The following is a 23,455-nucleotide window of genomic DNA, read 5'->3' on the forward strand; positions in this document are numbered from 1 at the left end:
CAGTCAGGGGCATGGTGTTCAAATCGCATATGGAGCAAGCCCTGGCCGAGGCGCGCGCAGCAGCAGATCGCGGCGAGGTGCCCGTGGGGGCAGTTCTGGTTGGTCCAGACGGAAAGGTCGTGGCTGCGGCTGGGAACCGGACGCGCGAGTTGAATGATCCAACGGCCCATGCAGAAATCTTGGCTCTGCGCGAGGCCTGTGCAAAGGCGGGGTCTGAGCGGCTGCCAGAACATGATCTATACGTGACGCTGGAACCCTGTGCGATGTGCGCCGCGGCCTTGGCGGCCGCGCGCATCCGGCGAATCTACTACGGCGCGGCTGACCCCAAGTCGGGCGGAGTGGCCCACGGCGCGCGCGTGTTTTCGCACCCGCAGGCGCATCATGTGCCCGAAGTCTATGACGGGATCGCCAGTGAAGACGCAGCGGCGCTTTTGAAAGACTTCTTTGCATCCCGCCGCAAGGACGTGCCGGACTGAAGCCCAGCCTACAGTTTGATGGGCTGCATCACCTCTGGCTCGATCACATCGACACCCGGAAGCTCGTCGACCAGCACCTGTGCAGACTGTTCGAGGATCGGGAAGGTCTTGTAGTGGCACGGAATAACCGTCTTGAAATTGAAGTATCGCTTGGCGGCATAGGCGGTGGCCTTCATGTCCATGGTAAAATGCCCGCCAGCTGAAAGGATCCCGATATCGGGTTTGTAGTAATCCCCCATCCAATCCATGTCAGCCATGATGTCTGTGTCGCCGGAGGCATAGAGCATTTTTTCCTCAGCAGCGATCATAAAGCCGACCTCACTACCGCCGGTGCGCAAACCGTCGGGCGTTGAAAAGGTAGAACTATGAGAGGCCGGGACCATTGTCACCATGACCCCGTTCAGGTTGACTGTGCCGCCCTTGTTGAAGCCTATCGTTTCTATTCCTTCGGCTTCGCTCCAATACCCCATCAGGTCATATTGCCCGACAACGGGGATTTTCAGATGTTTGGCCAGGGGCAGTACATCAGCCACATGATCAAAATGTGTATGAGTCAGAAGGATATGAGTCGCACCGTCCAGCGCGGCATCGTGCTGATCTTCGGGCAAGACCGGATTGCCGGTCAGCCAGGGATCGATCAATAGAACCTGCCCCTGCGTTTCAATGCGAAAACTGCCATGTCCCAGCCAAACAATATTCATTCCCAATTTCCTCCCAAATGGTGTCTTGGCAGTAGCCTAGCATCGGCTATGTAAAATTCCATGGACTGGATTCGAGAAATTGATGGCTATTGTGAACGTTTGTCACCGGAGTATTGGGCCGAGCCAATCAATGCGATTACAAACGCCGCCTTTCTGATTTCTGCTTGGCTTATGGGGCGGCGGGTGCGCAATCAGGACATGCCGCTGGCCATGATTCTGGTCGCGCTTTTGGCGATGATCGGAATCGGCAGCTATCTGTTTCACACGCATGCGCAGGCCTGGGCAGCGTTGGCAGATATAGTGCCGATCCTTCTGTTCATTCTGGTCTATATCTTTGCAGTGAACAGGGACATCTGGCGGATGTCTTCGCCGTTCGCGCTTGGGGGAACAATGCTCTTTTTTCCCTATGCTGCCGCGACCGTTCCACTGTTTCAGCTTTTTCCAGGGCTCGGCGGATCGGCGGCCTATGCGCCGGTCCCGTTGTTGATTCTGATCTATGCGATCCTGTTGCGGGGCCGTGATCCAATCCTGGCCAAAGGGTTGGCAATCGGAGCGTTGATCTTGATCCTGTCGATCACGTTCCGCGCACTTGATTTGCCGGTTTGCGGGCACTGGCCACTGGGTACGCATTTCATGTGGCACATCCTGAACGCCATCATGCTGGGCTGGATGATCGAAGTATATCGCGCGGCCCTGATACGGGGCCGCTTTTCAGCAGGTCTTAAAGCCTGAGAGCCGGGCGGGGCGATCCCTTTTAACTATCCTCTAATCAAGGAGTATCAGCCCCCGTATTTAGGTCGGTCCTGACTCAATCCTGAAAGGCGGCGGCCAGATGGTCGGGCAGGTCGAACTCAGCCAAAACCCGCGCACGGCCGTCGGATGACATCTTACGGGCAGTCTTTTCAACGATGCTCTGGATTTTCTCAGCCGAGCGTTTTGCGGCAAAGGGTTGGAAATACCATTTCAGGAACACAAAGCAGATTACATCTTCCAGCGCCTGCACCTCTTCATCGCGCTTGATGCCTTGCTTGCGCAACATGCGTCCTGCGGCCTCGACCTGTTCAGCGTCATAACCTTCACGCGTCATCAAACCCATGACCACCTCGGCGTGGTGCACAGCCTGCGCCTTGCGCCAGGCCAGATAACCTGCGCGGCCTTCTGGGTATTCGCTGCGGGCGAGTTTCCACCTCTCTACATGTTGGCCACGCGCCGCAATCCGTAAGGCGTCAGAGGCGTTCGGAAACAAACGGTCCAGCTCGGCGGTCATGCGTTCGCCGTAAAGCTGCGCTTCGGGCCGGCCGTCGTCGAGGTTGGGGTCATGTGCATTGGCTGCATCGATTGCGTCCAGAACCGCTTGTTTTTGCGCGCTCATTTCTAGCTCCATTGGCTTAGCTGCGCCACGAGAGTCCCGCGGCCGTTTTGGTCGTGTCGCTCATGCTAACGGCTCGCCATGGGAGATGCATCCTCGAAAATGCAAAGGGCCGGGTCAGAGAGGGGAAATCTGACCCGGCCGAGACCTGCGCTTTATTTGGCAGGTTTAACCTGATCCTGTGTGACGGGTTCCGCGACGGGGGACGGGAAGGTCAACGTGCGTGTCAGGTTGCTTGTGTCGATACCCAAAGCCATGGCCGGTGCGGCCAAAAACGTGGCGGACAAGACTGCGGCTGTGATCAGGGATTTCATTTTGTTTCTCCGGTTTGCGTTGTGTCGCATAATTCAAAATGAACAGAATAGTTTAGTTTTCAAGGTCGAAAATGAACTAAACAGTTTACTTATTTGTATATCCCTCATTCAGTTTTGAATGGCAGGTGAAAGACCGGGAATTTGAAACTCTGACCTGCCCGTGGCGCAGCGGTCTTGCGACTGCCGCAACAGACGGGTAAACGCCCCATAACGTAGATGAGGGAAGCCGATGTCGATTGACCAAAGCACCGCCGCCAAAGTGGCCAAACTGGCCCGGATCAAGGTCGAGGATGACGCGCTGCCGGCGCTGGCATCCGAATTCAACACCATCCTGGGTTTCATCGAGCAACTGAACGAAGTGGATGTCGAAGGGGTCGAGCCGATGGTTTCGGTCACGCCGATGCGCCTTAAGCGCCGTCAGGACGAAGTGACTGATGGCAACCAGCAAGACAAGGTTCTGGCCAATGCCCCCGACGCGCGCGAAGGGTTCTTCGCAGTCCCCAAAGTGGTGGAGTAAGACATGAGCGATCTGAACAAACTGGGCCTGGCCGAGGCCCGCGACGCGCTGCGCAAAGGTGACGTAACCTCGGTCGAGCTGACCGAATCCTGTCTGAAGGCCATTGATGAGGCCGACGCGCTGAACGCTTTTGTCCATAAGACGCCCGAAATCGCGCTGGAGCGTGCCAAAGCAGCGGACCAGCGGATCAAGGGTGGCGATGCGCCGTCCATCTGCGGCCTGCCGATTGGTATCAAGGATCTGTTCTGCACCAAGGGCGTGCCGTCACAAGCCGCGTCGGGTATTCTTGAAGGCTTCAAGCCTGAATACGAATCTACCGTGTCGCAGCAATTGGCTGATGCTGGTGCGGTGATGCTGGGTAAGCTGAACATGGACGAATTCGCCATGGGCTCGTCCAACGAAACCTCTGTCTATGGCAATGCGGTCAGCCCGTGGCGCCGTGGCAATGATGATGCACAACTGACACCCGGTGGTTCGTCGGGCGGGTCAGCCTCTGCCGTTGCGGCAGATCTGTGTCTGGCCGCGACCGGCACCGACACGGGCGGTTCGATCCGCCAGCCTGCCGCGTTTGTGGGCATCACGGGTATCAAACCCACCTATGGCCGTTGTTCGCGCTGGGGCATCGTTGCGTTTGCATCCTCGCTGGATCAGGCAGGTCCGATGACCAAAGATGTGCGCGATGCGGCCATCATGCTTGAGGCGATGTGCGGACATGATCCCAAGGATTCCACCAGCGCCGAGTTGGCCGTGCCGAATTTCGAGGCGATGCTGACTGGCGATATCAAAGGAAAGAAGATCGGTATCCCCAAGGAATACCGCATGGACGGCATGCCGACCGAGATTGAAAAGCTCTGGGCCGAAGGGGCTGAGATGCTGAAAGCTGCTGGGGCCGAGATCGTCGATATCTCGCTGCCGCACACCAAATACGCACTGCCTGCGTATTATGTGATTGCCCCGGCCGAGGCGTCCTCGAACCTGGCCCGCTATGACGGTGTTCGCTATGGTCACCGCGCGCAGCTGGCACAGGGCGACGGCATCACCGAGATGTACGAAAAAACCCGCGCCGAAGGTTTCGGTCACGAGGTGCAGCGTCGTGTGATGGTCGGTACCTATGTGTTGTCGGCAGGTTTCTACGATGCTTACTACAACCGTGCGCGTCGCGTACGCACCCTGATCAAAAAGGACTTCGAGGATGTATTCGCCGCAGGCGTTGATGCCATCCTGACCCCGGCAACCCCCTCGGCGGCCTTTGGCCTGGGAGAAATGACCGAGGCGGATCCCGTTCAAATGTATTTGAACGACGTCTTTACAGTGACCGTGAACCTGGCCGGTTTGCCCGGTATTTCAGTGCCTGCAGGGCTCGACAAACAAGGTCTTCCGTTGGGTCTGCAGCTGATCGGACGCCCGTGGGAAGAGGGTGATCTGCTCAACACCGCCTATGCGCTGGAAAACGCGGTTGGTTTTGTGGCCAAGCCCGGGAAATGGTGGTAAGCCTCGGGCATCTAAAGCACGAGATACGGAGCCAAGTGATGCGCGTTTTGCTTTTGGTCCCCGCCCTGACACTGGCTGCGGCCTGTACGGATGTCGCGCCGCTGACCAGCACTGGGTTCAATACGCCCGAATACCAGGCACAGCGCGAGGCGCAGTTGGCTGGGCAAGGCGCAGCAGGCAACCCGCTGCTGGCTCCTGTCGATGTGTCCCAGCAGCCGCTGGGCGCGCCCGGTTCGGCAGGCTTCGCAACCGGTGAAAACGCTGATATTGCCAATCAGGCCGCTGCAGCCTTGGCCAGCACGTCAGGGCAGGGCTCTGGCGTTGTGCCTGCGGCACCAGCGTCAAACAACAGCGCAATTTCCGACGAGCAGGACTTTGCGGCGGTGTCCGAACGGCGCAGCATCGAATCCGACGCCGCGCGGATCGAGCAAAACCGCCAGACCTACGAAGTTGTGGCCCCGACCGCCGTGCCAGAGCGCAGCGCAAGCGGTCAGCCCAACATCGTACAATACGCCCTTAGCACCTCGAACCCGGTCGGTACGCAGCTCTACAGCCGCGCAGGCTTTAACCTGCAGGCAAAAGCTCAAAGGAACTGCGCGCAATTCCCATCCCCCGATCAGGCACAGATCGAGTTCCTGTCAAATGGCGGGCCACAGCGTGATCGCAAAGGGCTGGATCCCGACGGGGACGGCTACGCCTGCGGTTGGGACCCAAGCCCGTTCCGCAGTGCCGTCAACAACTGAACTCTCACCCATTTGGCACCCGTCGCCTAACTTCGGCGAACGCCGAGACGGTCTAACGCCGTCTTTGATCGTGATTCATTACACAGCCATGGGCAGCGCGCAGGCAGCTCTGGAGCGTCTCTGTGACCCGAAGGCCGAGGTTTCAGCCCATTACCTGATCGGCAATGATGGAACGCTTTGGCAGATGGTGCGCGAAGAGCACCGCGCGTGGCACGCCGGGGCAGGGGAGTGGGATGGCAAGGACGACATAAATTCGCGATCGATCGGGATCGAATTGGACAACACAGGATCACATCCCTTTTCCGAACCACAAATGACGACGCTCGAAGCCCTGCTGCCTCGGATTATCAAAAATTGGTCGATCACTGCATCGGGTGTGATCGGCCATTCCGACATGGCTCCGGGCCGCAAATCAGACCCCGGTCCACATTTTGATTGGCAACGGCTAGAGCGGCAAGCTTTGGCAAAGCCACGCGGTCCAGACATCGCGTCAGCCTCACCAAGTCCGGGGGAATTCCGCGCCGCCGCGCGACGGGCAGGTTTCACTGCCCCGGTGGATGATGTTGAACTATTGGCGGCAGTTCGGCTGCGATTTCGCCCCTGGGCAAGTGGCTCGCTTGAAACCGCGGATATGAAGGTGCTCGCCCCGCCGGACACAGTAACCTGATCCGCTCTTCATCTGGCTAAAAATACCTCGGGGTTGAATTGGCCATAGGCCAAGAAGGGGCTGGCCCCTTTGCCCGCTTTCCACTCTTGACGTCGCAGGGCGCAAAGCCTACCCATCCCCGGCGCGGAGGGCCGGATGGCCGCTGGGGTCGCAAGGCCCGAGAGGAAAGTCCGGACTCCACAAGACAACGGTGCCGGGTAACGCCCGGGCGGGGCAACCCGACGGAAAGCGCCACAGAAATCAGACCGCCACACGTGTGTGGTAAGGGTGAAACGGTGGGGTAAGAGCCCACCGCGCCACTGGCAACAGGGGCGGCACGGCAAGCCCCACCGGGAGCAATGCCAAATAGGGTCCCCGCGCGGGATGGTCGGCGTCTGCCGATACCACCGCTAAGCGCGTCTTGGCCGAGAGGGACCGGGTTGGCAGCTTGAGCCGCGCAGCAATGCACGGCCTAGAGGAATGGTCATCGAAGGGGGCAACCCTGGAACAAGATCCGGCTTACAGGCCCTCCGCGCGTATTCCTTTACCCTCCGGGCGGTGTGTACGCTCCGGTCAGCCTGGCCGCTTTTTCAGTAATTGAAACAAACTCGTCAGCTGTCCAGGCGCGGACCGTTTCGACATTTGTCACCGCACCCGACGCCGCAACAGCCATGCCTACGGCCACAGCGTCGGTTCCGTCGGGGGCTTCGCTGATCACAACAACGTCGTTGCCGCCCGTTGTCATGTAAAAAGACAACAGCCTGCCGCCGACTTTCTCGAGCAAGGTTTTTACTGGGCCGGTGCGGTTCTCGGGCTTCTGCAACATGCCTTTGACGCCAGCTTGCGAGTAAGATGCATAAGTAATGAAAATTGGCATTGAAACCTCCGTGTTGTGACAATCAATTGGGGCCATTGCATCGGCTGGCCCCAGGGGCCGATTGGTGTCAGCTGCCGCTAAGAAACGTGGAAGTGATCAACCAAACACCTGCGCCAATCAGCGCCACACCCGAGACCGGAACCAGCCAGCGGGCAGTGGGCAGCAATTTTTCAAGCGCCACATAAGCGGCGATCCCGGCGATCCAGTAGAGGTTCATGATACCGCCGACGAACAGAAGCAGCATCAGCGCCCAGCAGCATCCCAAGCAATAGGTTCCGTGCAGGCCGCCTGTTCTGAACGCCCCCAAAAGACCGGGATGGTTGTGGTCAGCCAAAAATCGGGCAGGGCTTTGGCAATGACGCAGACACGCGGTCTTCAATTCTGAAAACTGGTAGATGCCTGAGGCCAGCAGAACGGTCCCCGCAAAAATGCAGGATCGGATTGTCATCATCGGTCCGTCAGACAGGCCGATGAGTTCTAAACCCCATTGCAAAGCGGTAGCGGCAAGACTGAAAGCCCCCCACGCCACGAGATAGCCCGACAGAAAGCTTAGGCCGTAAGTCGCGGTGCGCTCTTTGTCTGGACCAACGCGTTTGAGCGCGGTGAACAAAAGCACTGCAGGGGCAGCGCTTGGGGTCATCATCGCGATCATCATGACCCACCACATGAGAAAGATCAGCAGGGCATAACCGGTGCTCCAAGGCGTGGCAGAGCCCATGGTCATGGGCTCACCTATCGGGCCAGCCATCCGCGTCATCTCGATTGCGGACATGTTCATCCCAACCCCGGCGACCGTGTACCATGCGGCACACAGAATGATCAGAAAAACACTGCTCAAAACGATCACAGTGTCCTGCCGCAACAGCCGCTCAACTGCCCCGGCTTGGCCTGACGATTTCTGCTTGGTCATGAGACATCCAAAGCTATGCGCCCAATACGCCGTGACCCGAGATGTTCAGATGTGCCAGGTGGGCATGGGTGGCATCTAAAGTCAGGCTGATCTCGCTGCCGGTGGTTTTTGCCGTGCCCGAGGCAGCCTCGGCGTGGCGGTACTCAAATCCGTTTGGCAATTGGATCGATGCCCGATGGGGCGCCCCAGAGACGATGTGGGGTATCGGGTTGACCTCGACGTCGAAAACACCGGTGACTTTTGCATATCCAGTGCGATCTTCCCGGCTCCAGTCCAGTTCGATCGGTACGAATAAGGTTTCATGCTTGGTCGGAGCCATCGCGCTGAAGACGTACCAGAACGTGGCCATTTCGTCGGTGTCTTCTCCGGTCATGATCGCCTGCAACGCGGCCCGCTGACCGGCTGAGGCGCTTTCATCAATGATCAGTTGCATCTGACCGTTGCCTTCATGAATCGGGCCTGGCCAATGATAAACACCTGCCGCCCGAAGGCCGCCCAGATCGGTGTCACCATAGTGGCCGCTATGGATGTCAAAGACCACAACCGCTTCGCAATTGCCATGAGACGGCAGAACGCTGAACTGGCAAGGACAGCCGAAGTTGCAATTGCAATTGGCCAGTTCCTCGGCCTGGATAACCCATTCTGTCATGATAGCCCCCCAAGAAAAGTCGCATTAAAGAACTCTGCTCAACACAGGCCGGTCCTGTTGATGCTGCCTCGGCTATGAGCCTGAATTCGGCTTCTTGGATGCGAGACCGTATCACGAATCCGTGATATGGACAAACTTGATGGCGGTTTAGTCGTGCATTTTAGGCTTTATCGCAGGCCTTAGTCGCGTTGGGGTTGAACACTGTATTCGTCACTACATTCAAATGTTAGATTTGAGGTGCAGTTTTTTGATCCGGGAGGTTGGTTATGAGCTTTATGAAAACGCTGGCGTCTGTGGCCATTGGGTTTGCTGCGGCCAAGGGTATGGACAAGTATCAGAAGATGGGCGGCATGGCGGGCTTGCAAGACATGATGCAGGGCTCTGGTGGAGGATTTGGCATGGACCAGCTGGGCAAAATGGCCGAGCAGTTTGGCTTGCCCGGGGGGGCAGCGGGACTTCAGGACATGATGGGCAAGATGGGACTTGGTGGCAGTGCCGCCGGAGCCGCCGGTTTGGGCGGCTTGTTGAACGCCATGCAAGGGGCTGCCAAAACCGCCAACCAGCAGGCCGGTGATATGATGGAAACGGTGTTCAGCGGCACACCTGCAGGCGCAGCGATGGAAGCACAAGCCAAACTGATGCTGCGCGCCATGATTCAGGCGGCCAAGGCAGATGGCGAGCTGGATGATCACGAAAAAGAAATCATTCTGGGTGAATTGGGCGACGACATCAGCGACGAGGAACGGGCGTTTGTACAAGAGCAGTTGAACGCACCGATTGATGTCATGGGATTGGCGGCTGATTCTGGCGCGCCGCTGAGAGCGCAGATTTACGCAACGTCTTTGGCGGCTATTCGTCTGGATAACGCGCGTGAAGCGTCATACCTGCGGCAATTGTCCACTGCGCTGGGTCTTTCAGACGCGGAACGGGACCAGATTCACACCTTTATGGGCGCACCAACTCTGCCGGACTAACGCCGAGTGGGATTCCTGTGACTGCATCGGCCGATTGGCCTTGACATAGACGGTGCAGCGCGTAAAAGCGCACGCTCATAGGAATTCAACCGAAAGGCCCCTGCCTTTTCGGACGCAGGAGACAACCATGGCGAAGCCGACGACAATCAAGATCCGCCTGAACTCGACCGCGGGCACGGGCCACTTCTACGTGACCAAGAAAAACGCGCGTACCATGACCGAGAAAATGACCATTCGTAAATACGATCCGGTCGTTCGCAAGCATGTCGAGTACAAGGAAGGCAAGATCAAGTAATCTGCCGTTCCACGTGGACATTTTTTAAAAGGGCTCTGTCAGGCAGAGCCCTTTTTCTATTCTGCATCGCCGTCTTCTGCTGAGTAGATTGGACCAGATCGATCTGGGTCCGTTGCAGAGGCGCATCAGCGCGTGATGCAATCGCATCGGCTGCGGCTTGCTTTTTTAGGCGACCTGCAAGTACGCTTCAGCAAACCGCCACAAAATGTTGAGCGCCATGAAAAAAATCTTGTTGTCCACAATCGCCGTCCTGACCCTAGCGGCTTGTGAAGATCCGTTTAACCGCGAAGGTGTCGGATTTACCGGAATCGATGGGGAGCCACGCACGATCTCCGATGTACCGGGCGCCGTTGCCTTTCTTCCAGATGCGACCAACGTGCCTGCAGAGCTGGCGAAACTTCCAACTGTAACGCTGCGGGTCGATGAGACCGACCCATCCAAAGTCGCGTCAGTGGCAATCGACAACGGTGGGCAGACGCCAAATACAGCTGTTCAGCTAGAGGGCAGCGACACAGACCTGTTCCTCAGTACAGTCAATGTCAACGGCACTTTGTTCGGCGTTTTGCGTACATCTACGAACAGCGTAAAAGTCGATAACTCGATAGGGGTCGGCTTTGCGGAAGAGACTGAACGATTCACCGGATGCCTTCCCTCTGGCAATGTATTCCGCAAAGGAACTTCCGAGCGGAGTTCAGGTTTCGCCGTTCCGCTGAACTGTAGCTGATCACGTTTCGACTCGACTAATAAAACCCCGCCGGTCCGGCGGGGTTTTTCGTTTTCTTGCGACCCGAAGTTGTTTGTTGAAGCAAAGAAAAGGGCCGGTGAAAACCGGCCCTGTAATCATTGTCTTTTCGCAGCTGTTATTCCTGTTGGCCCATGAACATGAGCAGGAACTGGAACATGTTCAGGAACGAGATGTACAAGCTCAGCGCGCCGTCAAAGGCCGCCTTGTCCAGCCACTCCTGGTCGCCATGCGCAGCATGTGCGACGTAGGTGTTCTTGATGTCCTGCGTGTAGAACGCGGTCAGACCAGCAAAAATCAGGATGCCGATGGCGGAAATAGCCAGCATCATGACGCCAGACTGCAGGAACAAGTTGATGATCATTGCAACCAGCAGACCGATCACACCCATCATCAGGAAGGTGCCCATACCGCTGAGGTTACGCTTCGTGGTGTAACCGTAAAGGCTGAGGCCGGCAAAGGCGATTGCAGTCACCAGGAAGGTCTGCGCAATCGAGTAGGGCGTGAAGACCATGAAGATCGAGCTCATGGATACGCCCATGACCGCTGCGAAGGCGAAGAAGCCCAGCTGTACGGTTGCGGCCGAGCCACGACGCATCAAAGCGCCCCAGCCAAAGAAGATGAAGGCCAGAGGGGCGAACATTACAACCCACTTTAGTGGCGACAGGAACAGCGCACCACCGAGGCTGGTTAGATATCGATCAGCGCCGATCTGTGCTACGGCATTGGACGGATCGCTGGTTACTGCCAGACCTGCAATCGCCCAGGCCGCCAGTGCTGTAATCAGCATGCCTACGGACATTGTGCCGTAGACTTTGTTCATGTGGGCGCGCAGGCCCTCGTCAATCTCGGCGGCGCGCGCGCCGGATACCGTCCGGATCGTGTCGAATTGTGCCATCAAAGGGTCTCCCTTGTCGAATATCTTAGTCGCCCCGAGAGTGCGGGGCGGTTTCCCAGTAAATATCGGCAACTAGAGGCTATGTTTCAAGAGATTCCGGATGAAAACCGACTAAAACACGCAACAAATTTGGCGACGGGAGATGAAACACCACCCATCGCCTTCAAAATATGAGTTTTGAAGTTATCTTTTCCAAAAATCAGGTGCGTCCCAGAAGAACCGGCGCGCCTCAGCAGAGGCTTCAGCGCGGGTCACTCCGATATCCTCAAGCGCGGCATCGTCCAGGTGCGCCAGAGCGCGGCGTTGCCGGGTCAGTTCGATTGCCTGAAAGATTCCCACCATCAGGGACCGGTTGGCTGGCTTGCAAGTCGTGTGAAGTGCAACTTGGGTCATGGTCTTTGTCCTTTCCTGGTTTCGCGATGCTTTTTGTTTTCAACATCAATTTCCTTGATAGATATGGATGCATGTGTCATATTTTCAAAACGAATATTTTTGATGTCATCCATAAGGAATCGTGAAGATGCGAAATCTGGACATTACGACCCTGCGATCCTTCGTGGCCGTTGCAGATCAGGGCGGTGTGACACGTGCTGCCGGATTTCTGCACCTGACCCAATCTGCCGTATCCATGCAATTGAAGCGTTTGGAAGAGCTTTTAGGTCTGGAGTTGTTGGATCGAAGCGGCCGTACCATTGCGTTGACTGCATCCGGCGAGCAGCTGCTGGCTTACGCCCGCCGAATGATTGCCCTGAATGATGAGGTGATCGGTCGTCTGACGGATCAAGCTTTTGAAGGCGAGGTTGTTCTCGGTGTGCCCCATGACATTGTCTATCCTGCGATCCCAAGGGTCTTGCAGCGGTTCAACGTAGATTTTCCACGCGTGCGCGTGCAATTGGTGTCATCGTATTCGCTGCAGCTGAAAGATATGTACAAGCGTGGTGAATGCGATTTGATCCTGACAACTGAACCATCTGCGGCTGAGGCGGCAGAGACAATAGCAGAGCTTCCTTTACGCTGGATTGGTGCGCCGGGTGGGTCTGCGTGGCGCAAACAACCGCTGCCGCTGGCACTTGGGCGTAGGTGCCTGTTCCGGCCACAGGTGATTTCGGCATTGGATGCGGCGGGAATTCCTTGGGAGCTGTCAGTTGAAACCGAAAATGACCGGACGATCGAAGCCACGGTCAGTGCTGACCTTGCAGTTAACGCCATGTTAGACGGAACCGAAGCTTCGCATCTCGAGCAAATCGATTCCGGTGGCGCGCTGCCTGATCTGCCAGCCCACATGATCAACCTTTATGGCGGCGAGCCAGGCAGGGGCGCAGTTGTTGAGGCGCTGGCGCAGCTAGTGCGCCAGAATTTTCGGATGCTTGGAAGCACCCCATTGCGTGCGGTCGCGGGGTAAACGCGATCAGGGCGTGATTACAATCTTGCCCGTCGACTTCCGCTCTTTGAGCAGTTGCATCCCCTGCGCGACGTCCTCAAGTTGCAGTGTATGGCTGATATGCGGCTTTATGCGCCCTTCTGCGTGCCACCGGAAAAGGGTTTCGAAGCTGTTGCGTACGGCCTCGGGGCGGAATTTTAAGTATCCGCCGATGTAAAAACCGATGACGGTCAGGTTCTTGACCAACAAGTGGTTTGCAGGGATTTGCGGCACCTCGCCCCCCGCGAAGCCAATTGGAAGCAAGCGGCCTTCGGGGTTGGTGGCACGAAACGCAGCTTTGAACACGTCGCCGCCGATGGCATCATAGACGACATCCGCGCCGCCCAGTGCTTTGACCCGCTCTCTCAGGTCTTCTGAGGCGTCGATCAGATGATCGGCCCCTGCGGCCTGGGCCACGGCAAGTTTGTCTTCGCCCCGCGCCTGCGCGATAACTGTCGCGCCCATGAGCTTGCCGATCTCGACTGCAGTCAAGCCAACGCCGCCCGCAGCGCCAGTCACTAAAAGTGTCTCGCCCGGTTGCAATCTCGCTCGATGATCCAGCGCCATGTGACTGGTGCCATAGGCGATCTGGATTGCGGCGGCCTCTTCAAAGCTAATGCAATCAGGCAATGGGATCGCGCGTTCGGCATCAAACACGCCGTATTCAGCCAACCCGTCCTGTCCGGAGTAGACCGCAATTCGATCGCCCGGTTTCAAACCCGACACGTCGGGCCCGATTTCATCCACAACGCCCGCGATTTCCATGCCCAGGGTAAAAGGGGCTGGGGGCGTGTCCTGATAAGTGCCTTTTTGCATCAGCAGGTCGGCGAAGTTCAGACCGCACGCCTTGATCGCAACCCGCACTTGACCCTTCGTTGGTGTTGGTACTTCAAGATCGCACAGCTCAGCCGGTACTCCGGTAGATTGAACGCTATAGGCCCGCATTTGTCCCCTCGCAATTTTGGGTCATAGGCACGCGTGAGGTGGCGAAAGTCAATTGGTTTGGTACATCAGAGGCAACGCGAAACCAGCAGGTTTCTTGCAACCAAGGCAACCGGGCACGTAGGGCGCAACGCAATACAACCACAACCCTTCAAAAAGGGGTATGACTCAACCGTCTTGAAAAAAATTCAAAAACCGGCATTATAAACGCCTAGTGCTGTTTAGGGGGGCGGCACAGTCCGTATTAGGGGTGCATTAAGGGGAACCCTCTAATTTTGCGATAGCGGACGTCGCGACCTCCAACGCAGATGTTTGTGTAGTATAGGAGAATACCAATGACTCATCACGTCGATGTCCATGTGGGCAAGCGCGTTCGGCATCGCCGCTGGCTGATTGGCATGACCCAACAGCAGTTGGCGCAGCAAGTTGGTATCAAGTTTCAGCAAATTCAAAAATATGAAACCGGAGCCAACCGAATCAGCGCTTCTCGCCTGTGGGATATTGCCGAGGCATTGGAAGTGCCGGTCAGCTTTTTCTTTGAAGGTTTGGAAGAAACCCAGAAAAGCGAATCGGACAAAAAATCCGTTCCTGCCGACCTGATGGGCGACAAGGAAGCATTGGATCTGGTGCGTTCATACTATGCGATTCCGGAAAATCAGCGTCGCCGTCTGTTCGAGTTGGCGCGAGTTCTCAGCGACGTCGCCTGAGTGACTTGACTTTGTTGGACATTGCTCGCACCTGTGAGCGATGCAACCAACGATCCAAAGCGACATCGAAATTGCCGAAGAAATGGCCGAAGCAGCACGTTCGGCCATTCTTCCGTTTTTTCGTCAAACAAATCTTGAAACGTCAAACAAGCTTACCGACGGGTTTGACCCTGTAACGGTGGCTGACCGCGCCGCCGAGCAAGCGATGCGAGAGGTTCTGTCCCGGCAGCGCCCAGAAGACGGTATTCTGGGCGAAGAGTTTGGTGCGCATAAAGGCTCCAGTGGCCGCACTTGGGTATTGGACCCTATCGATGGGACCCGCGGCTTTATCAGCGGAACGCCAACCTGGGGTGTTCTGATTGCGCTGAGCGATCACGATGGGCCATTTATGGGGGTCATCGATCAACCCTATATCGGAGAGCGTTTCATAGGATCGCCATCCGGCGCTCATTTGACCGGGCCTTTGGGCACCAGTAAAATGCAAACGCGCGATACCAGAACACTGGATCAGGCTACTTTGTTCACCACATTTCCCGAGGTCGGCACCTCAAAAGACCGGGCCGGGTTTCAGGCCGTATCCGAGCAGGTGCAACTAACGCGGTATGGAATGGATTGTTACGCCTATGCGCTTCTGGCCGCAGGACAGGCGGATCTGGTGATTGAGGCTGGCCTGAACTCTTACGACATTCAAGCACCTATCGCTGTAATTCAAGCGGCAGGGGGGATCGTGACAGATTGGCAAGGTGGCCCAGCGCATGATGGTGGTCGTGCCTTGGCTGCCGCGAACGCAGAGCTTCACGCCGCAGCCCTTGAGATACTGCGCCGATTCTGAACACTGTTGCCGCGCACACGAATGGCGGTTAAACCGTAAATAGCCGGTTCTTGAGCCCGTTTTCCGCCGGCCAACGCACTCCTTGCATGAAACGGGCAGATGCAGGAGAGCGATATGACCGAAATCCTACTCAAGAACGCTGACCTTATCCTGACGATGGACGACACCCGGCGGGAATTGTCTGGGGCTGACATTCTGATCCGCGAGGGGCAGATTGCCCAGATCGGGAAGGGCTTGCAGGCGCAGGGCGAAGTTCACGATGCCTCGGGCTGTCTGGTGACACCCGGTCTGGTGAACACCCATCACCACCTTTACCAAACCCTGACCCGTGCCGTTCCGGGCGGTCAGGATGCGTTGCTGTTTGGGTGGCTGCAAACGCTTTACCCGATCTGGGCAAGGTTCGGACCGGATGAGATGTTCACCTCTGCCCAGATTGGCTTGGCTGAACTGGCGCTTTCGGGCTGTACGCTCAGCTCCGATCACCTTTATCTCTACCCCAACGGCGCGCGGCTCGAAGACACGATTTCTGCTGCGTCCGAGCTGGGGATGCGGTTCCACCCAACGCGTGGCGCGATGAGCATCGGCGAGAGCGATGGTGGACTGCCGCCGGACAGCCTTGTTGAACAGGAAGCCGCCATTCTGGACGATATGATCCGGGTTGTTGACGCGTTTCATGACCCGTTAGAAGGGTCGATGTGCCGCGTTGGCCTTGCCCCGTGTTCGCCGTTCTCTGTCAGCCGTGAGCTGATGCGCGATGCAGCTTTGCTGGCGCGAGACAAAGGTGTGATGCTTCATACGCATTTGGCTGAAAATGATGAGGACATTGCTTATTCGCAGGCGCAGTTCGGGTGCCGCCCCGGTCAGTATGCCGAAGATTTAGGCTGGACCGGCCCCGATGTCTGGCACGCCCATTGTGTCAAACTGGATGGGGCCGAAATTGATCTGTTCTCGCGCACCAAAACAGGTGTGGCCCACTGCCCCTGTTCGAATTGCCGCCTTGGATCTGGCATCGCGCCAGTTCGGGCGATGCGTGACGCAGGCGTCAAGGTTGGTCTTGGCGCGGACGGCTCGGCCAGCAATGACAATGGCAACCTGATGTTGGAAGCGCGGCAGGCGATGCTGCTGCAGCGAGTGGCCAGCGGCGCAGACGCCATGTCGGCGCGAGAAGCGTTGGAGATCGCGACACGTGGCGGGGCTGATGTGCTGGGCCGCACCGATTGCGGCCGGCTTATGCCCGGTAAACGTGCGGATATCGCAGTGTGGGACACACGTTGCATCGAAAGCGCAGGCAGTTGGGATCCTGCAGCGTTGCTGTTGGCGGGGCCAATGACCGTGAAACATCTGTTTGTTGAAGGCCGTCAGATTGTGCGGGATGGGCATATCACTACGATTGATCTGCCCCGTGTGATCGAGCGTCAGAATGCGCTTGCGCGGGCGTTGCAGGCTTAAGCAGCCTGTTGCCCGCCGATCCAAACCTCGGCCACGGCCCGATCATCACCCATCATGATGGTCGGGAAGACTGCCTCCCACACATCGTTTGCATGGGCCTCGCGCTGGGCAATGGCTGGGGTCGAGGCGAGGTCGAGCACAACCAGATCCGCCTCCATCCCCGGTGCGACATTGCCGATGCAGTCATCCATGCGCAGGCTCCGCGCGGACCCGACGGTGCCCAGCCACAGCAATTGCGCCGGATGCAGCGGGCGGCCACGCAGTTGGCCGATTTCATAGGCTGCCGCCATTGTGCGCAGCATCGAGAAACTGGACCCGCCGCCTGTATCCGTGGCCAGACCGACGCGGTGGCCATCATGGATTAGCCCATTCATGTCAAACAGACCCGAACCGATGAAGGTGTTCGAAGTGGGGCAGTGGATCAGTGAGGCATCAACTTCGCGCAGCCGATCCCGCTCCCGGTCCTCCAGATGGATGACGTGTCCATAAAGACCGTTCTGGCCCAACAGACCGAACTTTTCGTAGGTATCAAGATAATCCCGCGCGTCGGGGAACAGGGATTGAACCCATTCGATTTCATCCGTTTGCTCGCTCAGATGGGTTTGCATCAGGCAATGTGGATGTTCGGCCCACAGCGCGCCCATCGCTTCCAGCTGTTCCGGGGTTGAGGTCGGCGAAAAGCGCGGGGTGATGGCATAGGACAGCCGGTCGATACGATGCCACTTTTCCAGCAGGGCTGCTGATTGATCGTAAGCAGTCTGCGCTGTGTCTCGCAGACCTTCGGGCGCATTGCGGTCCATGCATGTCTTGCCCGCCACCACCCGCTGCCCACGCTGCTGCGCTGCGGTAAAGAACGCATCCACACTTTCGGGGTGGATTGTGCAAAAGCTGCACATCGTAGTGGTGCCATGTGCGGTGGTCAGGTCCAGGTAACGATTGGCGATCTCGGTTGCATAGTCCGGATCGCCAAACTTCATCTCTTCCGGGAAGGTGTAGGTGTTCAGCCAGTCAATCAGCCGCTTCCCCCAACTGGCGATCATAGCCGTCTGGGGGTAATGCACATGCGGGTCAACAAACCCTGCCATGATCAGATGGTTGCCATGGTCCTTGGTGGCTGCATCGGGGTGAGCCTGCGTCAACGTATCGGCGGTGCCAACATCGGCGATGCGCCCGTCTTCGATCACAACCGCTTCGTGCAGTCGTGTGGCGTCGGTCGGCTCTCCTTCAAAAGGTGAACCTGTGAAACTCAGAACGCGCCCCTTCAAAAGCGTCTTTTGCGCCATTTGCCCTGTTCTCCACCTCATTTGAACCGCACATCAGCATAGGCGGACGAAAGAAGTGGGTAAATTGGCGCATTGTCATTGTTTTCCTGTAGCTGCTTCTTCTATTTAGGGGCCAATCGCCGAGACAAGGGGGCAGCGCATGACGACAGGCAGTGACGAAGCCGGACACGATCTGCCCCGGGACGAGGACGCCTATGCGCTGGACCCCAAGGTTGTGGCGGGAATCCTCTATGCGGTGGATATCGACGACCGCGACAAGCTGATTGAGCTGATGGAGCCGCTGCACGCGGCGGACATCGCGGACCTTCTTGAGCAGATCAACCCGTTTGACCGGTCCCGCCTGATCCGCCTGTATGACAAGGAATTTGACGGCGACATCCTGTCCGAACTGGATGAATCGGTCCGCGAAGAGGTGATATCGGTCCTGAACCCGGATGTTCTGGCTGAAGCCGTGCGCGAGATGGAAAGCGACGATGTCGTCGACCTGCTTGAGGACCTTGAGGAGCCTCAGCAGGAAACCATCCTGGATGCGCTGGAGGATTCCGAACGGATCGCCGCCGAACAGGCGCTGTCCTACCCTGAAAATTCGGCCGGCCGTCTCATGCAGCGCGAGGTCGTCATGGCGCCCGAGCATTGGACCGTCGGGCAAACGATTGATTTCATGCGCGCCAATGATGATCTGCCCGAGCAGTTTTATCACGTGGTGCTGGTCGATCCGCGCCTGAAGCCAGTGGCACAGGTGACTTTGGGTAAGCTGATGGCGACGCGGCGCGAAGTACCGCTAACCGATCTGGCGGAAGAAGAATTTCACATCATCCCCGTCGATCAGGACGAAGAAGACGTGGCGTATGCCTTCAACCAGTACCATCTGATCTCGTCACCGGTGGTGGATTCTGATGGTCGTCTGGTTGGTGTTATCACCATCGACGACGCAATGGTTGTTTTGGATGAGGAACACGAAGAAGACATCCTGCGCCTCGCTGGCGTGAGCGACGAAAGCTCCATTTCCGACAGTGTGGCGGCGACAAGCCGACGGCGGCTGCCTTGGTTGGCGGTGAACCTATGTACGGCGATCTGTGCTTCGCTGGTGATTTCACAGTTTGAGGCCGCGATTGATCAACTGGTCGCGCTGGCCATCCTGATGCCCATTGTCGCGTCAATGGGTGGTAACGCGGGCACACAATCGCTGACGGTGGCCGTACGTGCTCTGGCGACGCGAGACCTGACCAATGCAAACGTAATGCGTGTTATCCGGCGCGAATTGTTGGTCGGCATGCTCAACGGGCTATGCTTTGCCATCGTGTTGGGTACCGTGGGGATGTTGTGGTTTGACTCTCCGCTATTGGGTGTCGTGATCGGCTCTGCCTTGGTCGTGAACATGATCATCGCCGGGTTCGCGGGTACGGTAGTACCTGTCGTGCTGGACCGTTTGGGTGTTGACCCGGCGCTGGCGTCCGGAACCTTTGTGACAACCACAACGGATGTCATGGGGTTCTTCATCTTTCTTGGCCTTGCCAGCGTGGTGCTCTTGTGACCGATCTGACCGAAATCAAGGCCGCAGCCCGCAAAGCGGCCTTTGCCCGCCGCAAGGCTGCATTTGATACGCGTTTGCCCGGTGCGGCCGGACGGCTATCCGAGGTTCTGGCGGGGCACCGGGGCGTACCCATGTCAGGCTATATGCCGATCCGGACCGAGATCGACCCTCTGCCCGCGATGGCCGAGGCATCGGCTTACGGGCCGGTTGGCGTGCCGGTCATTCAGGCCGCTGGTCAACCTTTGAAATTCTCTCGCTGGACGCCCGAAGGTGTACTAAAAGATGGCCCGTTCGGAGCCAAAGTGCCCGAGGTGGATGACTATTTCGACCCCGAGATTCTGATCGTGCCGCTGGTCGCGTTTGATGCAAATGGTGGTCGGCTGGGCTATGGCGGCGGGTTCTATGACCGCACGCTGGAAGGTTTGCGCGCCAAGCGCCCGACGCTGGCCATCGGTTTTGCCTTTGATGCGCAGGAAACAGAGGGCCTGCCGTTGGAGCCAACAGACCAACCGTTGGATATGGTCATCACGGAAAGCCGGGTGCTGACCTTCTAGCTGTTATTGCTCGAAATGGCTGCGCAAGTAATCCCAGGCATCAATTTCGGTGCCGTCTGTCAGAATGCAGACACCAAAAACGCTGCCGTCTTCGTTTTTCCGAAGTTGATAAGTCCCGTCGTTTTCGATGCAAAATGTTGCTGCGGGGTTGGGCATGGAGGTTTTGGTGCCTTCGGCAACGGCAGCCGAAGCAAACAAGACGCTGGCCGTCAGTAAAACTAAAGATTTCACGAAGAATTCCTTCTATTTTCAAACGCTCTTCAAAAATATTGCCACAGGTGAATGTGAATTCAACCCTCAACTCTGCGGCAAATTTCATGCTTCCGCCTTGTTATTGCCCTGCACAGCCCCTACGACCCGGATCATGAGGATTTTGTTTCTTGGTGACGTCATGGGGCGCGCGGGCCGCGCCGCCGTTCAGCAGCACTTGCCGCGCCTGCGCGATGAATGGCGGCTGGATTTTGTTGTGGTCAACGGCGAAAACGCGTCGAACGGTATGGGCCTGAGCGGCGATCACGCCAAGCTGCTTCTGGATGCGGGTGCGGATTGCCTGACGCTGGGTGATCATGCCTTCGATCAGAAGGACATGTTGCAATATATCGAGAAAGAGCAGCGCATCGTGCGCCCGGTGAACTTTGCCAAAGGCGCACCGGGGCGGGGGCATCGGCTGTTCAATGCACCGGGTGGGCGCAAGGTTCTGGTCGCGCAGGTGCTTGGGCAGGTTTTCATGAAACGGCCCTTTGACGATCCGTTCTCGGCCATCGAACCGATCCTGAAGTCGCATCCTCGCGGGGGGCAGGCGCAAGCCATCATCGTGGACATGCATTGCGAGGCGACGTCCGAGAAAATGGCGATGGGCCATTATTGCGATAAACGTGCCAGCCTCGTTGTAGGAACGCACACTCATGTGCCGACCGCAGATTCTCAGATATTGCCGGGTGGTACAGGCTATCTGACAGATGCAGGCATGTGCGGAGACTACGACTCGGTCATCGGGATGGACAAGCAGGAACCGATGCGCCGCTTCATCACCGGTATGCCCAAGGCGAGGTTCACCCCTGCAAATGGTGAAGCAACGCTAAGCGGCGTTTTCGTGGAAACCGATGATCGCGACGGGCGGGCAAAATCTGTGCATATGGTGCGCGTCGGGGGGCGTTTGGAACAAGCTGGGCCTGAATAACAAACGTCAGGCTTGCTCTGCCGTGCGCAATGCGTGAAACTGCATGTCATCAGGCGCTTGGGCCCGGGTTCGGACAGAATACCACGAATGAATTTCCTTTCACTGACAGACACGGGCAGCGCAATTCTGGCGTTGCTTATCGTTGCGGGCATGTTCGTCATGTTCCTGCGCGAGGTTTATCCGACCGAGGTTGTGGCCATCGGAGGCGTCTCGCTGATGCTTGTTACGGGCATTCTGCCCTATCAAAGCGCGTTGGCGGTTTTGTCCAATCCCGCGCCTTGGACGATCGCAGCAATGTTCATCATCATGGGGGCCCTGGTGCGAACGGGGGCATTGGATTCGTTCACCTCAACCGCGCAGAAACAGGCTCAGGTCAACCCGCGCATCGCGATTGGGCTGCTCATGGCGTTTGTCGTTCTGGCCTCGGCTGTGGTGTCGAATACCCCGGTGGTTGTGGTCATGATCCCGGTCTTTGTACAAATTGCGCGAACCTTGAATGTGCCCGCGTCCAAGTTGCTGATTCCTTTGAGTTATGCGGCCATTCTGGGCGGCACGCTGACATTGATTGGCACATCGACCAACCTGCTGGTTGATGGTGTTGCGCGCGCTCAGGGGATGACACCCTTTACAATCTTCGAGGTCACGCCGCTGGGGATCGTCCTTGTGATCTACGGGATGATTTATTTGCGCTTCATCGCGCCCAAGCTTTTGCCCGAGCGTGACAGTATGGCGTCATTGCTCAGCGACCGGTCGAAGATGAAGTTCTTTACCGAAGCCGTCATTCCACCCGACAGCAACCTGATCGGGCGCGAAGTGACCGGTGTTCAATTGTTCAAACGACCCGGAGTCCGTCTGATCGACGTGGTTCGCGGGGATGAATCACTGCGGCGCAATCTGAAAGGCGTTGAGCTGAGGGTTGGCGACCGTGTGGTTTTACGGACCGAGATGACCGAGTTGTTGAGTTTGCAAAGCAACAAGGAACTCAAGCGTGTGGATCAGGTTTCTGCCGTTGAAACCAAGACGGTCGAAGTGCTGATCACACCCGGATGCCGCATGGTAGGGCGGACCTTGGGAATGCTGCGTCTGCGGCGGCGATATGGTGTCTATGTCTTGGCGGTTCACCGTCGCAACCAGAATATCGGTCGCCAACTTGACGATCTTGTGGTCCGTGTGGGTGACACGTTGCTGCTGGAAGGTGCGCCCGCCGACATACAACGGCTTGCGGCTGAAATGGATATGGTGGACGTCACCCAACCGTCGGCGCGCGCTTTCCGACGCAGCCATGCGCCCATTGCAATAGGCGCACTGATTGGGATTGTTGCGCTTGCTGCGCTGGGCATCGCACCGATCCTGCTGCTTTCGATTGTGGCGGTGGCAGTAGTCTTGGTTACCCGCTGTATCGATGCGGATGAGGCATTTTCCTTTGTCGAAGGTCGGCTATTGGCTTTGATATTTGCGATGCTCGCCATTGGCGCAGCATTGGACAGTTCTGGCGCCGTGTCGTTGATTGTCGAGGCTGTTGCGCCTGGGCTTAGCGCTTTGCCGCCCTTCCTGATCATCTGGGCGGTCTATCTGCTGACCTCTGTCCTGACTGAACTGGTCTCGAACAACGCTGTTGCTGTTGTTGTTACGCCAATCGCCATTGGTTTGGCACAGGCCGTGGGAATGGACCCGCGTCCGCTTGTGGTCGCGGTCATGGTGGCGGCTTCGGCCTCGTTTGCAACGCCGATTGGCTATCAGACGAATATGATGGTCTATGGCCCCGGAGGTTACCGGTTTACCGATTTCATGAAGGTGGGCATCCCGCTGAACTTGACAGTTGGGTTGCTGGCGTCGCTGCTGATCCCGTTGATCTGGCCCCTTTAGGATCGGCTTAGAATTGCCACCTGTTTCAGGAAGCCCTTGTAAACGTGCAAAGACACACGATCTTTTTGAAATGTGATTTGTAAAAG

At 57.4% G+C, this 23,455-nt stretch carries 28 protein-coding genes and 1 other RNA gene; 18 read left to right on the forward strand and 11 right to left on the reverse strand.

Annotated elements, in window-relative coordinates; all coding sequences use genetic code 11:
• Nucleotides 1-11 precede the first annotated feature (11 nt).
• Nucleotides 12-476 (forward strand): nucleoside deaminase, encoded by a 465-nt coding sequence (locus tag GOV89_RS00665; RefSeq protein ID WP_171175534.1) that lies wholly within the window; start codon nucleotides 12-14, stop codon nucleotides 474-476.
• A gap of 8 nt (nucleotides 477-484) precedes the next feature.
• On the opposite strand, the gene GOV89_RS00670 is transcribed toward GOV89_RS00665, so the two are convergent.
• A complete protein-coding gene (locus GOV89_RS00670) occupies nucleotides 485-1,177 on the reverse strand; it encodes a metal-dependent hydrolase (protein WP_171237199.1) in 693 nt (230 codons plus the stop codon).
• Nucleotides 1,178-1,237: 60 nt separating this feature from the next.
• Between GOV89_RS00670 and GOV89_RS00675 the strand changes: the two genes are divergently transcribed.
• Nucleotides 1,238-1,909 carry a ceramidase domain-containing protein gene (locus tag GOV89_RS00675; RefSeq protein ID WP_171175530.1) on the forward strand — a complete coding sequence of 224 codons (672 nt, stop codon included), beginning with the start codon at nucleotides 1,238-1,240 and terminating at the stop codon, nucleotides 1,907-1,909.
• Nucleotides 1,910-1,985: 76 nt separating this feature from the next.
• On the opposite strand, the gene GOV89_RS00680 is transcribed toward GOV89_RS00675, so the two are convergent.
• Nucleotides 1,986-2,549 (reverse strand): DUF4202 domain-containing protein, encoded by a 564-nt coding sequence (locus GOV89_RS00680; protein ID WP_171175528.1) that lies wholly within the window; start codon nucleotides 2,547-2,549, stop codon nucleotides 1,986-1,988.
• 152 nt (nucleotides 2,550-2,701) lie between these two features.
• On the reverse strand, nucleotides 2,702-2,860 hold the full coding sequence (locus tag GOV89_RS00685; RefSeq protein WP_171092527.1) for a hypothetical protein: 159 nt from the start codon (nucleotides 2,858-2,860) through the stop codon (nucleotides 2,702-2,704).
• 229 nt (nucleotides 2,861-3,089) lie between these two features.
• On the opposite strand from GOV89_RS00685, the gene gatC reads away from it, so the two are divergent.
• The 5 genes from gatC to rnpB all read left to right on the forward strand — a co-directional run bounded on the left by gatC (nucleotide 3,090) and on the right by rnpB (nucleotide 6,795).
• On the forward strand, nucleotides 3,090-3,377 hold the full coding sequence (gene gatC / locus GOV89_RS00690; protein ID WP_171092525.1) for an Asp-tRNA(Asn)/Glu-tRNA(Gln) amidotransferase subunit GatC: 288 nt from the start codon (nucleotides 3,090-3,092) through the stop codon (nucleotides 3,375-3,377).
• Between the two features lie 3 nt (nucleotides 3,378-3,380).
• On the forward strand, nucleotides 3,381-4,868 hold the full coding sequence (gene gatA, locus GOV89_RS00695; protein WP_171237200.1) for an Asp-tRNA(Asn)/Glu-tRNA(Gln) amidotransferase subunit GatA: 1,488 nt from the start codon (nucleotides 3,381-3,383) through the stop codon (nucleotides 4,866-4,868).
• A gap of 38 nt (nucleotides 4,869-4,906) precedes the next feature.
• Nucleotides 4,907-5,611 carry a hypothetical protein gene (locus GOV89_RS00700; protein WP_171175525.1) on the forward strand — a complete coding sequence of 235 codons (705 nt, stop codon included), beginning with the start codon at nucleotides 4,907-4,909 and terminating at the stop codon, nucleotides 5,609-5,611.
• Nucleotides 5,595-6,278 carry an N-acetylmuramoyl-L-alanine amidase gene (locus GOV89_RS00705; protein WP_371810592.1) on the forward strand — a complete coding sequence of 228 codons (684 nt, stop codon included), beginning with the start codon at nucleotides 5,595-5,597 and terminating at the stop codon, nucleotides 6,276-6,278. Before GOV89_RS00700 ends, GOV89_RS00705 begins: the two co-directional genes overlap by 17 nt.
• A gap of 123 nt (nucleotides 6,279-6,401) precedes the next feature.
• An RNA gene (gene rnpB / locus GOV89_RS00710) (RNase P RNA component class A) lies at nucleotides 6,402-6,795 on the forward strand.
• 6 nt (nucleotides 6,796-6,801) lie between these two features.
• Here the strand turns inward: rnpB and GOV89_RS00715 are convergent.
• The 3 genes from GOV89_RS00715 to GOV89_RS00725 all read right to left on the reverse strand — a co-directional run bounded on the left by GOV89_RS00715 (nucleotide 6,802) and on the right by GOV89_RS00725 (nucleotide 8,693).
• Nucleotides 6,802-7,134 (reverse strand): GYD domain-containing protein, encoded by a 333-nt coding sequence (locus tag GOV89_RS00715; protein ID WP_171175521.1) that lies wholly within the window; start codon nucleotides 7,132-7,134, stop codon nucleotides 6,802-6,804.
• Nucleotides 7,135-7,201: 67 nt separating this feature from the next.
• Nucleotides 7,202-8,044, reverse strand: a complete 843-nt coding sequence (locus GOV89_RS00720; protein WP_171175519.1) for a DUF2182 domain-containing protein — start codon at nucleotides 8,042-8,044, stop codon at nucleotides 7,202-7,204.
• Nucleotides 8,045-8,057: 13 nt separating this feature from the next.
• Entirely contained in the window at nucleotides 8,058-8,693 is a 636-nt protein-coding gene (locus tag GOV89_RS00725; protein ID WP_171175517.1) for a DUF1326 domain-containing protein, read from the reverse strand.
• Between the two features lie 266 nt (nucleotides 8,694-8,959).
• Between GOV89_RS00725 and GOV89_RS00730 the strand changes: the two genes are divergently transcribed.
• The 3 genes from GOV89_RS00730 (at nucleotide 8,960) to GOV89_RS00740 (ending at nucleotide 10,686) form a co-directional block, all read left to right on the forward strand.
• A complete protein-coding gene (locus GOV89_RS00730) occupies nucleotides 8,960-9,667 on the forward strand; it encodes a DUF533 domain-containing protein (protein WP_171175515.1) in 708 nt (235 codons plus the stop codon).
• A 127-nt stretch (nucleotides 9,668-9,794) separates the two neighbouring features.
• Complete coding sequence (rpmG, locus tag GOV89_RS00735; protein WP_037309480.1) at nucleotides 9,795-9,962, forward strand: 50S ribosomal protein L33; 168 nt, start codon at nucleotides 9,795-9,797, stop codon at nucleotides 9,960-9,962.
• A 217-nt stretch (nucleotides 9,963-10,179) separates the two neighbouring features.
• Nucleotides 10,180-10,686, forward strand: coding sequence for a hypothetical protein (locus GOV89_RS00740; protein WP_171175513.1), 507 nt, complete (start codon nucleotides 10,180-10,182; stop codon nucleotides 10,684-10,686).
• 136 nt (nucleotides 10,687-10,822) lie between these two features.
• On the opposite strand, the gene GOV89_RS00745 is transcribed toward GOV89_RS00740, so the two are convergent.
• Entirely contained in the window at nucleotides 10,823-11,602 is a 780-nt protein-coding gene (locus tag GOV89_RS00745) for a Bax inhibitor-1/YccA family protein (RefSeq protein WP_171175511.1), read from the reverse strand.
• Between the two features lie 183 nt (nucleotides 11,603-11,785).
• Nucleotides 11,786-11,995 (reverse strand): DUF1127 domain-containing protein, encoded by a 210-nt coding sequence (locus GOV89_RS00750; protein ID WP_171175509.1) that lies wholly within the window; start codon nucleotides 11,993-11,995, stop codon nucleotides 11,786-11,788.
• A gap of 127 nt (nucleotides 11,996-12,122) precedes the next feature.
• Between GOV89_RS00750 and GOV89_RS00755 the strand changes: the two genes are divergently transcribed.
• Nucleotides 12,123-13,004: a LysR family transcriptional regulator gene (locus GOV89_RS00755; protein WP_171175507.1), complete on the forward strand. Its 882-nt coding sequence runs from the start codon at nucleotides 12,123-12,125 to the stop codon at nucleotides 13,002-13,004.
• Between the two features lie 6 nt (nucleotides 13,005-13,010).
• Here the strand turns inward: GOV89_RS00755 and GOV89_RS00760 are convergent, their stop codons facing one another.
• On the reverse strand, nucleotides 13,011-13,967 hold the full coding sequence (locus GOV89_RS00760) for an NADPH:quinone oxidoreductase family protein (RefSeq protein ID WP_171175506.1): 957 nt from the start codon (nucleotides 13,965-13,967) through the stop codon (nucleotides 13,011-13,013).
• Between the two features lie 332 nt (nucleotides 13,968-14,299).
• Between GOV89_RS00760 and GOV89_RS00765 the strand changes: the two genes are divergently transcribed.
• The 3 genes from GOV89_RS00765 (at nucleotide 14,300) to GOV89_RS00775 (ending at nucleotide 16,952) form a co-directional block, all read left to right on the forward strand.
• On the forward strand, nucleotides 14,300-14,671 hold the full coding sequence (locus GOV89_RS00765; protein WP_171175504.1) for a helix-turn-helix domain-containing protein: 372 nt from the start codon (nucleotides 14,300-14,302) through the stop codon (nucleotides 14,669-14,671).
• Between the two features lie 40 nt (nucleotides 14,672-14,711).
• Entirely contained in the window at nucleotides 14,712-15,503 is a 792-nt protein-coding gene (gene hisN, locus GOV89_RS00770) for a histidinol-phosphatase (RefSeq protein WP_171237202.1), read from the forward strand.
• Between the two features lie 114 nt (nucleotides 15,504-15,617).
• Nucleotides 15,618-16,952 (forward strand): 8-oxoguanine deaminase, encoded by a 1,335-nt coding sequence (locus GOV89_RS00775; protein WP_171237203.1) that lies wholly within the window; start codon nucleotides 15,618-15,620, stop codon nucleotides 16,950-16,952.
• Here the strand turns inward: GOV89_RS00775 and guaD are convergent.
• Entirely contained in the window at nucleotides 16,949-18,235 is a 1,287-nt protein-coding gene (gene guaD / locus GOV89_RS00780) for a guanine deaminase (protein ID WP_171175497.1), read from the reverse strand. The two genes, GOV89_RS00775 and guaD, sit on opposite strands and share 4 nt — an antisense overlap.
• Before the next feature lie 139 nt (nucleotides 18,236-18,374).
• Here guaD and mgtE point away from each other — a divergent pair, with 139 nt between their 5' ends.
• Both mgtE and GOV89_RS00790 read left to right on the forward strand, forming a co-directional pair.
• Nucleotides 18,375-19,769: a magnesium transporter gene (gene mgtE / locus GOV89_RS00785; protein ID WP_171175495.1), complete on the forward strand. Its 1,395-nt coding sequence runs from the start codon at nucleotides 18,375-18,377 to the stop codon at nucleotides 19,767-19,769.
• Complete coding sequence (locus GOV89_RS00790; RefSeq protein WP_171175493.1) at nucleotides 19,766-20,323, forward strand: 5-formyltetrahydrofolate cyclo-ligase; 558 nt, start codon at nucleotides 19,766-19,768, stop codon at nucleotides 20,321-20,323. Before mgtE ends, GOV89_RS00790 begins: the two co-directional genes overlap by 4 nt.
• Before the next feature lie 3 nt (nucleotides 20,324-20,326).
• Here GOV89_RS00790 and GOV89_RS00795 read toward each other — a convergent pair whose 3' ends face one another.
• Nucleotides 20,327-20,554 (reverse strand): DUF333 domain-containing protein, encoded by a 228-nt coding sequence (locus GOV89_RS00795; RefSeq protein ID WP_171175491.1) that lies wholly within the window; start codon nucleotides 20,552-20,554, stop codon nucleotides 20,327-20,329.
• A gap of 133 nt (nucleotides 20,555-20,687) precedes the next feature.
• Between GOV89_RS00795 and GOV89_RS00800 the strand changes: the two genes are divergently transcribed.
• A complete protein-coding gene (locus GOV89_RS00800) occupies nucleotides 20,688-21,503 on the forward strand; it encodes a TIGR00282 family metallophosphoesterase (RefSeq protein ID WP_171235466.1) in 816 nt (271 codons plus the stop codon).
• Between the two features lie 87 nt (nucleotides 21,504-21,590).
• A complete protein-coding gene (locus tag GOV89_RS00805) occupies nucleotides 21,591-23,369 on the forward strand; it encodes an SLC13 family permease (RefSeq protein ID WP_171175487.1) in 1,779 nt (592 codons plus the stop codon).
• Nucleotides 23,370-23,455 lie beyond the last annotated feature (86 nt).

Source organism: Ruegeria sp. HKCCA5763 (genome assembly GCF_013034545.1).
In the GTDB taxonomy this organism is placed as follows: Bacteria; Pseudomonadota; Alphaproteobacteria; order Rhodobacterales; family Rhodobacteraceae; genus Ruegeria.

Excerpts from the sequence above, each read along its gene's own strand:
- rpmG (WP_037309480.1), top strand. The coding sequence starts at position 9,795 with ATGGCGAAGCCGACGACAATCAAGATCCGCCTGAACTCGACCGCGGGC.
- GOV89_RS00765 (WP_171175504.1), top strand. The coding sequence starts at position 14,300 with ATGACTCATCACGTCGATGTCCATGTGGGCAAGCGCGTTCGGCATCGC.
- GOV89_RS00665 (WP_171175534.1), top strand. The coding sequence starts at position 12 with ATGGTGTTCAAATCGCATATGGAGCAAGCCCTGGCCGAGGCGCGCGCA.
- GOV89_RS00730 (WP_171175515.1), top strand. The coding sequence starts at position 8,960 with ATGAGCTTTATGAAAACGCTGGCGTCTGTGGCCATTGGGTTTGCTGCG.
- GOV89_RS00775 (WP_171237203.1), top strand. The coding sequence starts at position 15,618 with ATGACCGAAATCCTACTCAAGAACGCTGACCTTATCCTGACGATGGAC.
- hisN (WP_171237202.1), top strand. The coding sequence starts at position 14,712 with ATGCAACCAACGATCCAAAGCGACATCGAAATTGCCGAAGAAATGGCC.
- GOV89_RS00685 (WP_171092527.1), bottom strand. The coding sequence starts at position 2,860 with ATGAAATCCCTGATCACAGCCGCAGTCTTGTCCGCCACGTTTTTGGCC.
- GOV89_RS00760 (WP_171175506.1), bottom strand. The coding sequence starts at position 13,967 with ATGCGGGCCTATAGCGTTCAATCTACCGGAGTACCGGCTGAGCTGTGC.
- GOV89_RS00750 (WP_171175509.1), bottom strand. The coding sequence starts at position 11,995 with ATGACCCAAGTTGCACTTCACACGACTTGCAAGCCAGCCAACCGGTCC.
- GOV89_RS00740 (WP_171175513.1), top strand. The coding sequence starts at position 10,180 with ATGAAAAAAATCTTGTTGTCCACAATCGCCGTCCTGACCCTAGCGGCT.
- guaD (WP_171175497.1), bottom strand. The coding sequence starts at position 18,235 with ATGGCGCAAAAGACGCTTTTGAAGGGGCGCGTTCTGAGTTTCACAGGT.
- gatC (WP_171092525.1), top strand. The coding sequence starts at position 3,090 with ATGTCGATTGACCAAAGCACCGCCGCCAAAGTGGCCAAACTGGCCCGG.
- GOV89_RS00800 (WP_171235466.1), top strand. The coding sequence starts at position 20,688 with ATGAGGATTTTGTTTCTTGGTGACGTCATGGGGCGCGCGGGCCGCGCC.
- mgtE (WP_171175495.1), top strand. The coding sequence starts at position 18,375 with ATGACGACAGGCAGTGACGAAGCCGGACACGATCTGCCCCGGGACGAG.
- gatA (WP_171237200.1), top strand. The coding sequence starts at position 3,381 with ATGAGCGATCTGAACAAACTGGGCCTGGCCGAGGCCCGCGACGCGCTG.
- GOV89_RS00680 (WP_171175528.1), bottom strand. The coding sequence starts at position 2,549 with ATGAGCGCGCAAAAACAAGCGGTTCTGGACGCAATCGATGCAGCCAAT.
- GOV89_RS00700 (WP_171175525.1), top strand. The coding sequence starts at position 4,907 with ATGCGCGTTTTGCTTTTGGTCCCCGCCCTGACACTGGCTGCGGCCTGT.
- GOV89_RS00670 (WP_171237199.1), bottom strand. The coding sequence starts at position 1,177 with ATGAATATTGTTTGGCTGGGACATGGCAGTTTTCGCATTGAAACGCAG.
- GOV89_RS00675 (WP_171175530.1), top strand. The coding sequence starts at position 1,238 with ATGGACTGGATTCGAGAAATTGATGGCTATTGTGAACGTTTGTCACCG.
- GOV89_RS00720 (WP_171175519.1), bottom strand. The coding sequence starts at position 8,044 with ATGACCAAGCAGAAATCGTCAGGCCAAGCCGGGGCAGTTGAGCGGCTG.
- GOV89_RS00725 (WP_171175517.1), bottom strand. The coding sequence starts at position 8,693 with ATGACAGAATGGGTTATCCAGGCCGAGGAACTGGCCAATTGCAATTGC.
- GOV89_RS00805 (WP_171175487.1), top strand. The coding sequence starts at position 21,591 with ATGAATTTCCTTTCACTGACAGACACGGGCAGCGCAATTCTGGCGTTG.
- GOV89_RS00715 (WP_171175521.1), bottom strand. The coding sequence starts at position 7,134 with ATGCCAATTTTCATTACTTATGCATCTTACTCGCAAGCTGGCGTCAAA.
- GOV89_RS00745 (WP_171175511.1), bottom strand. The coding sequence starts at position 11,602 with ATGGCACAATTCGACACGATCCGGACGGTATCCGGCGCGCGCGCCGCC.
- GOV89_RS00755 (WP_171175507.1), top strand. The coding sequence starts at position 12,123 with ATGCGAAATCTGGACATTACGACCCTGCGATCCTTCGTGGCCGTTGCA.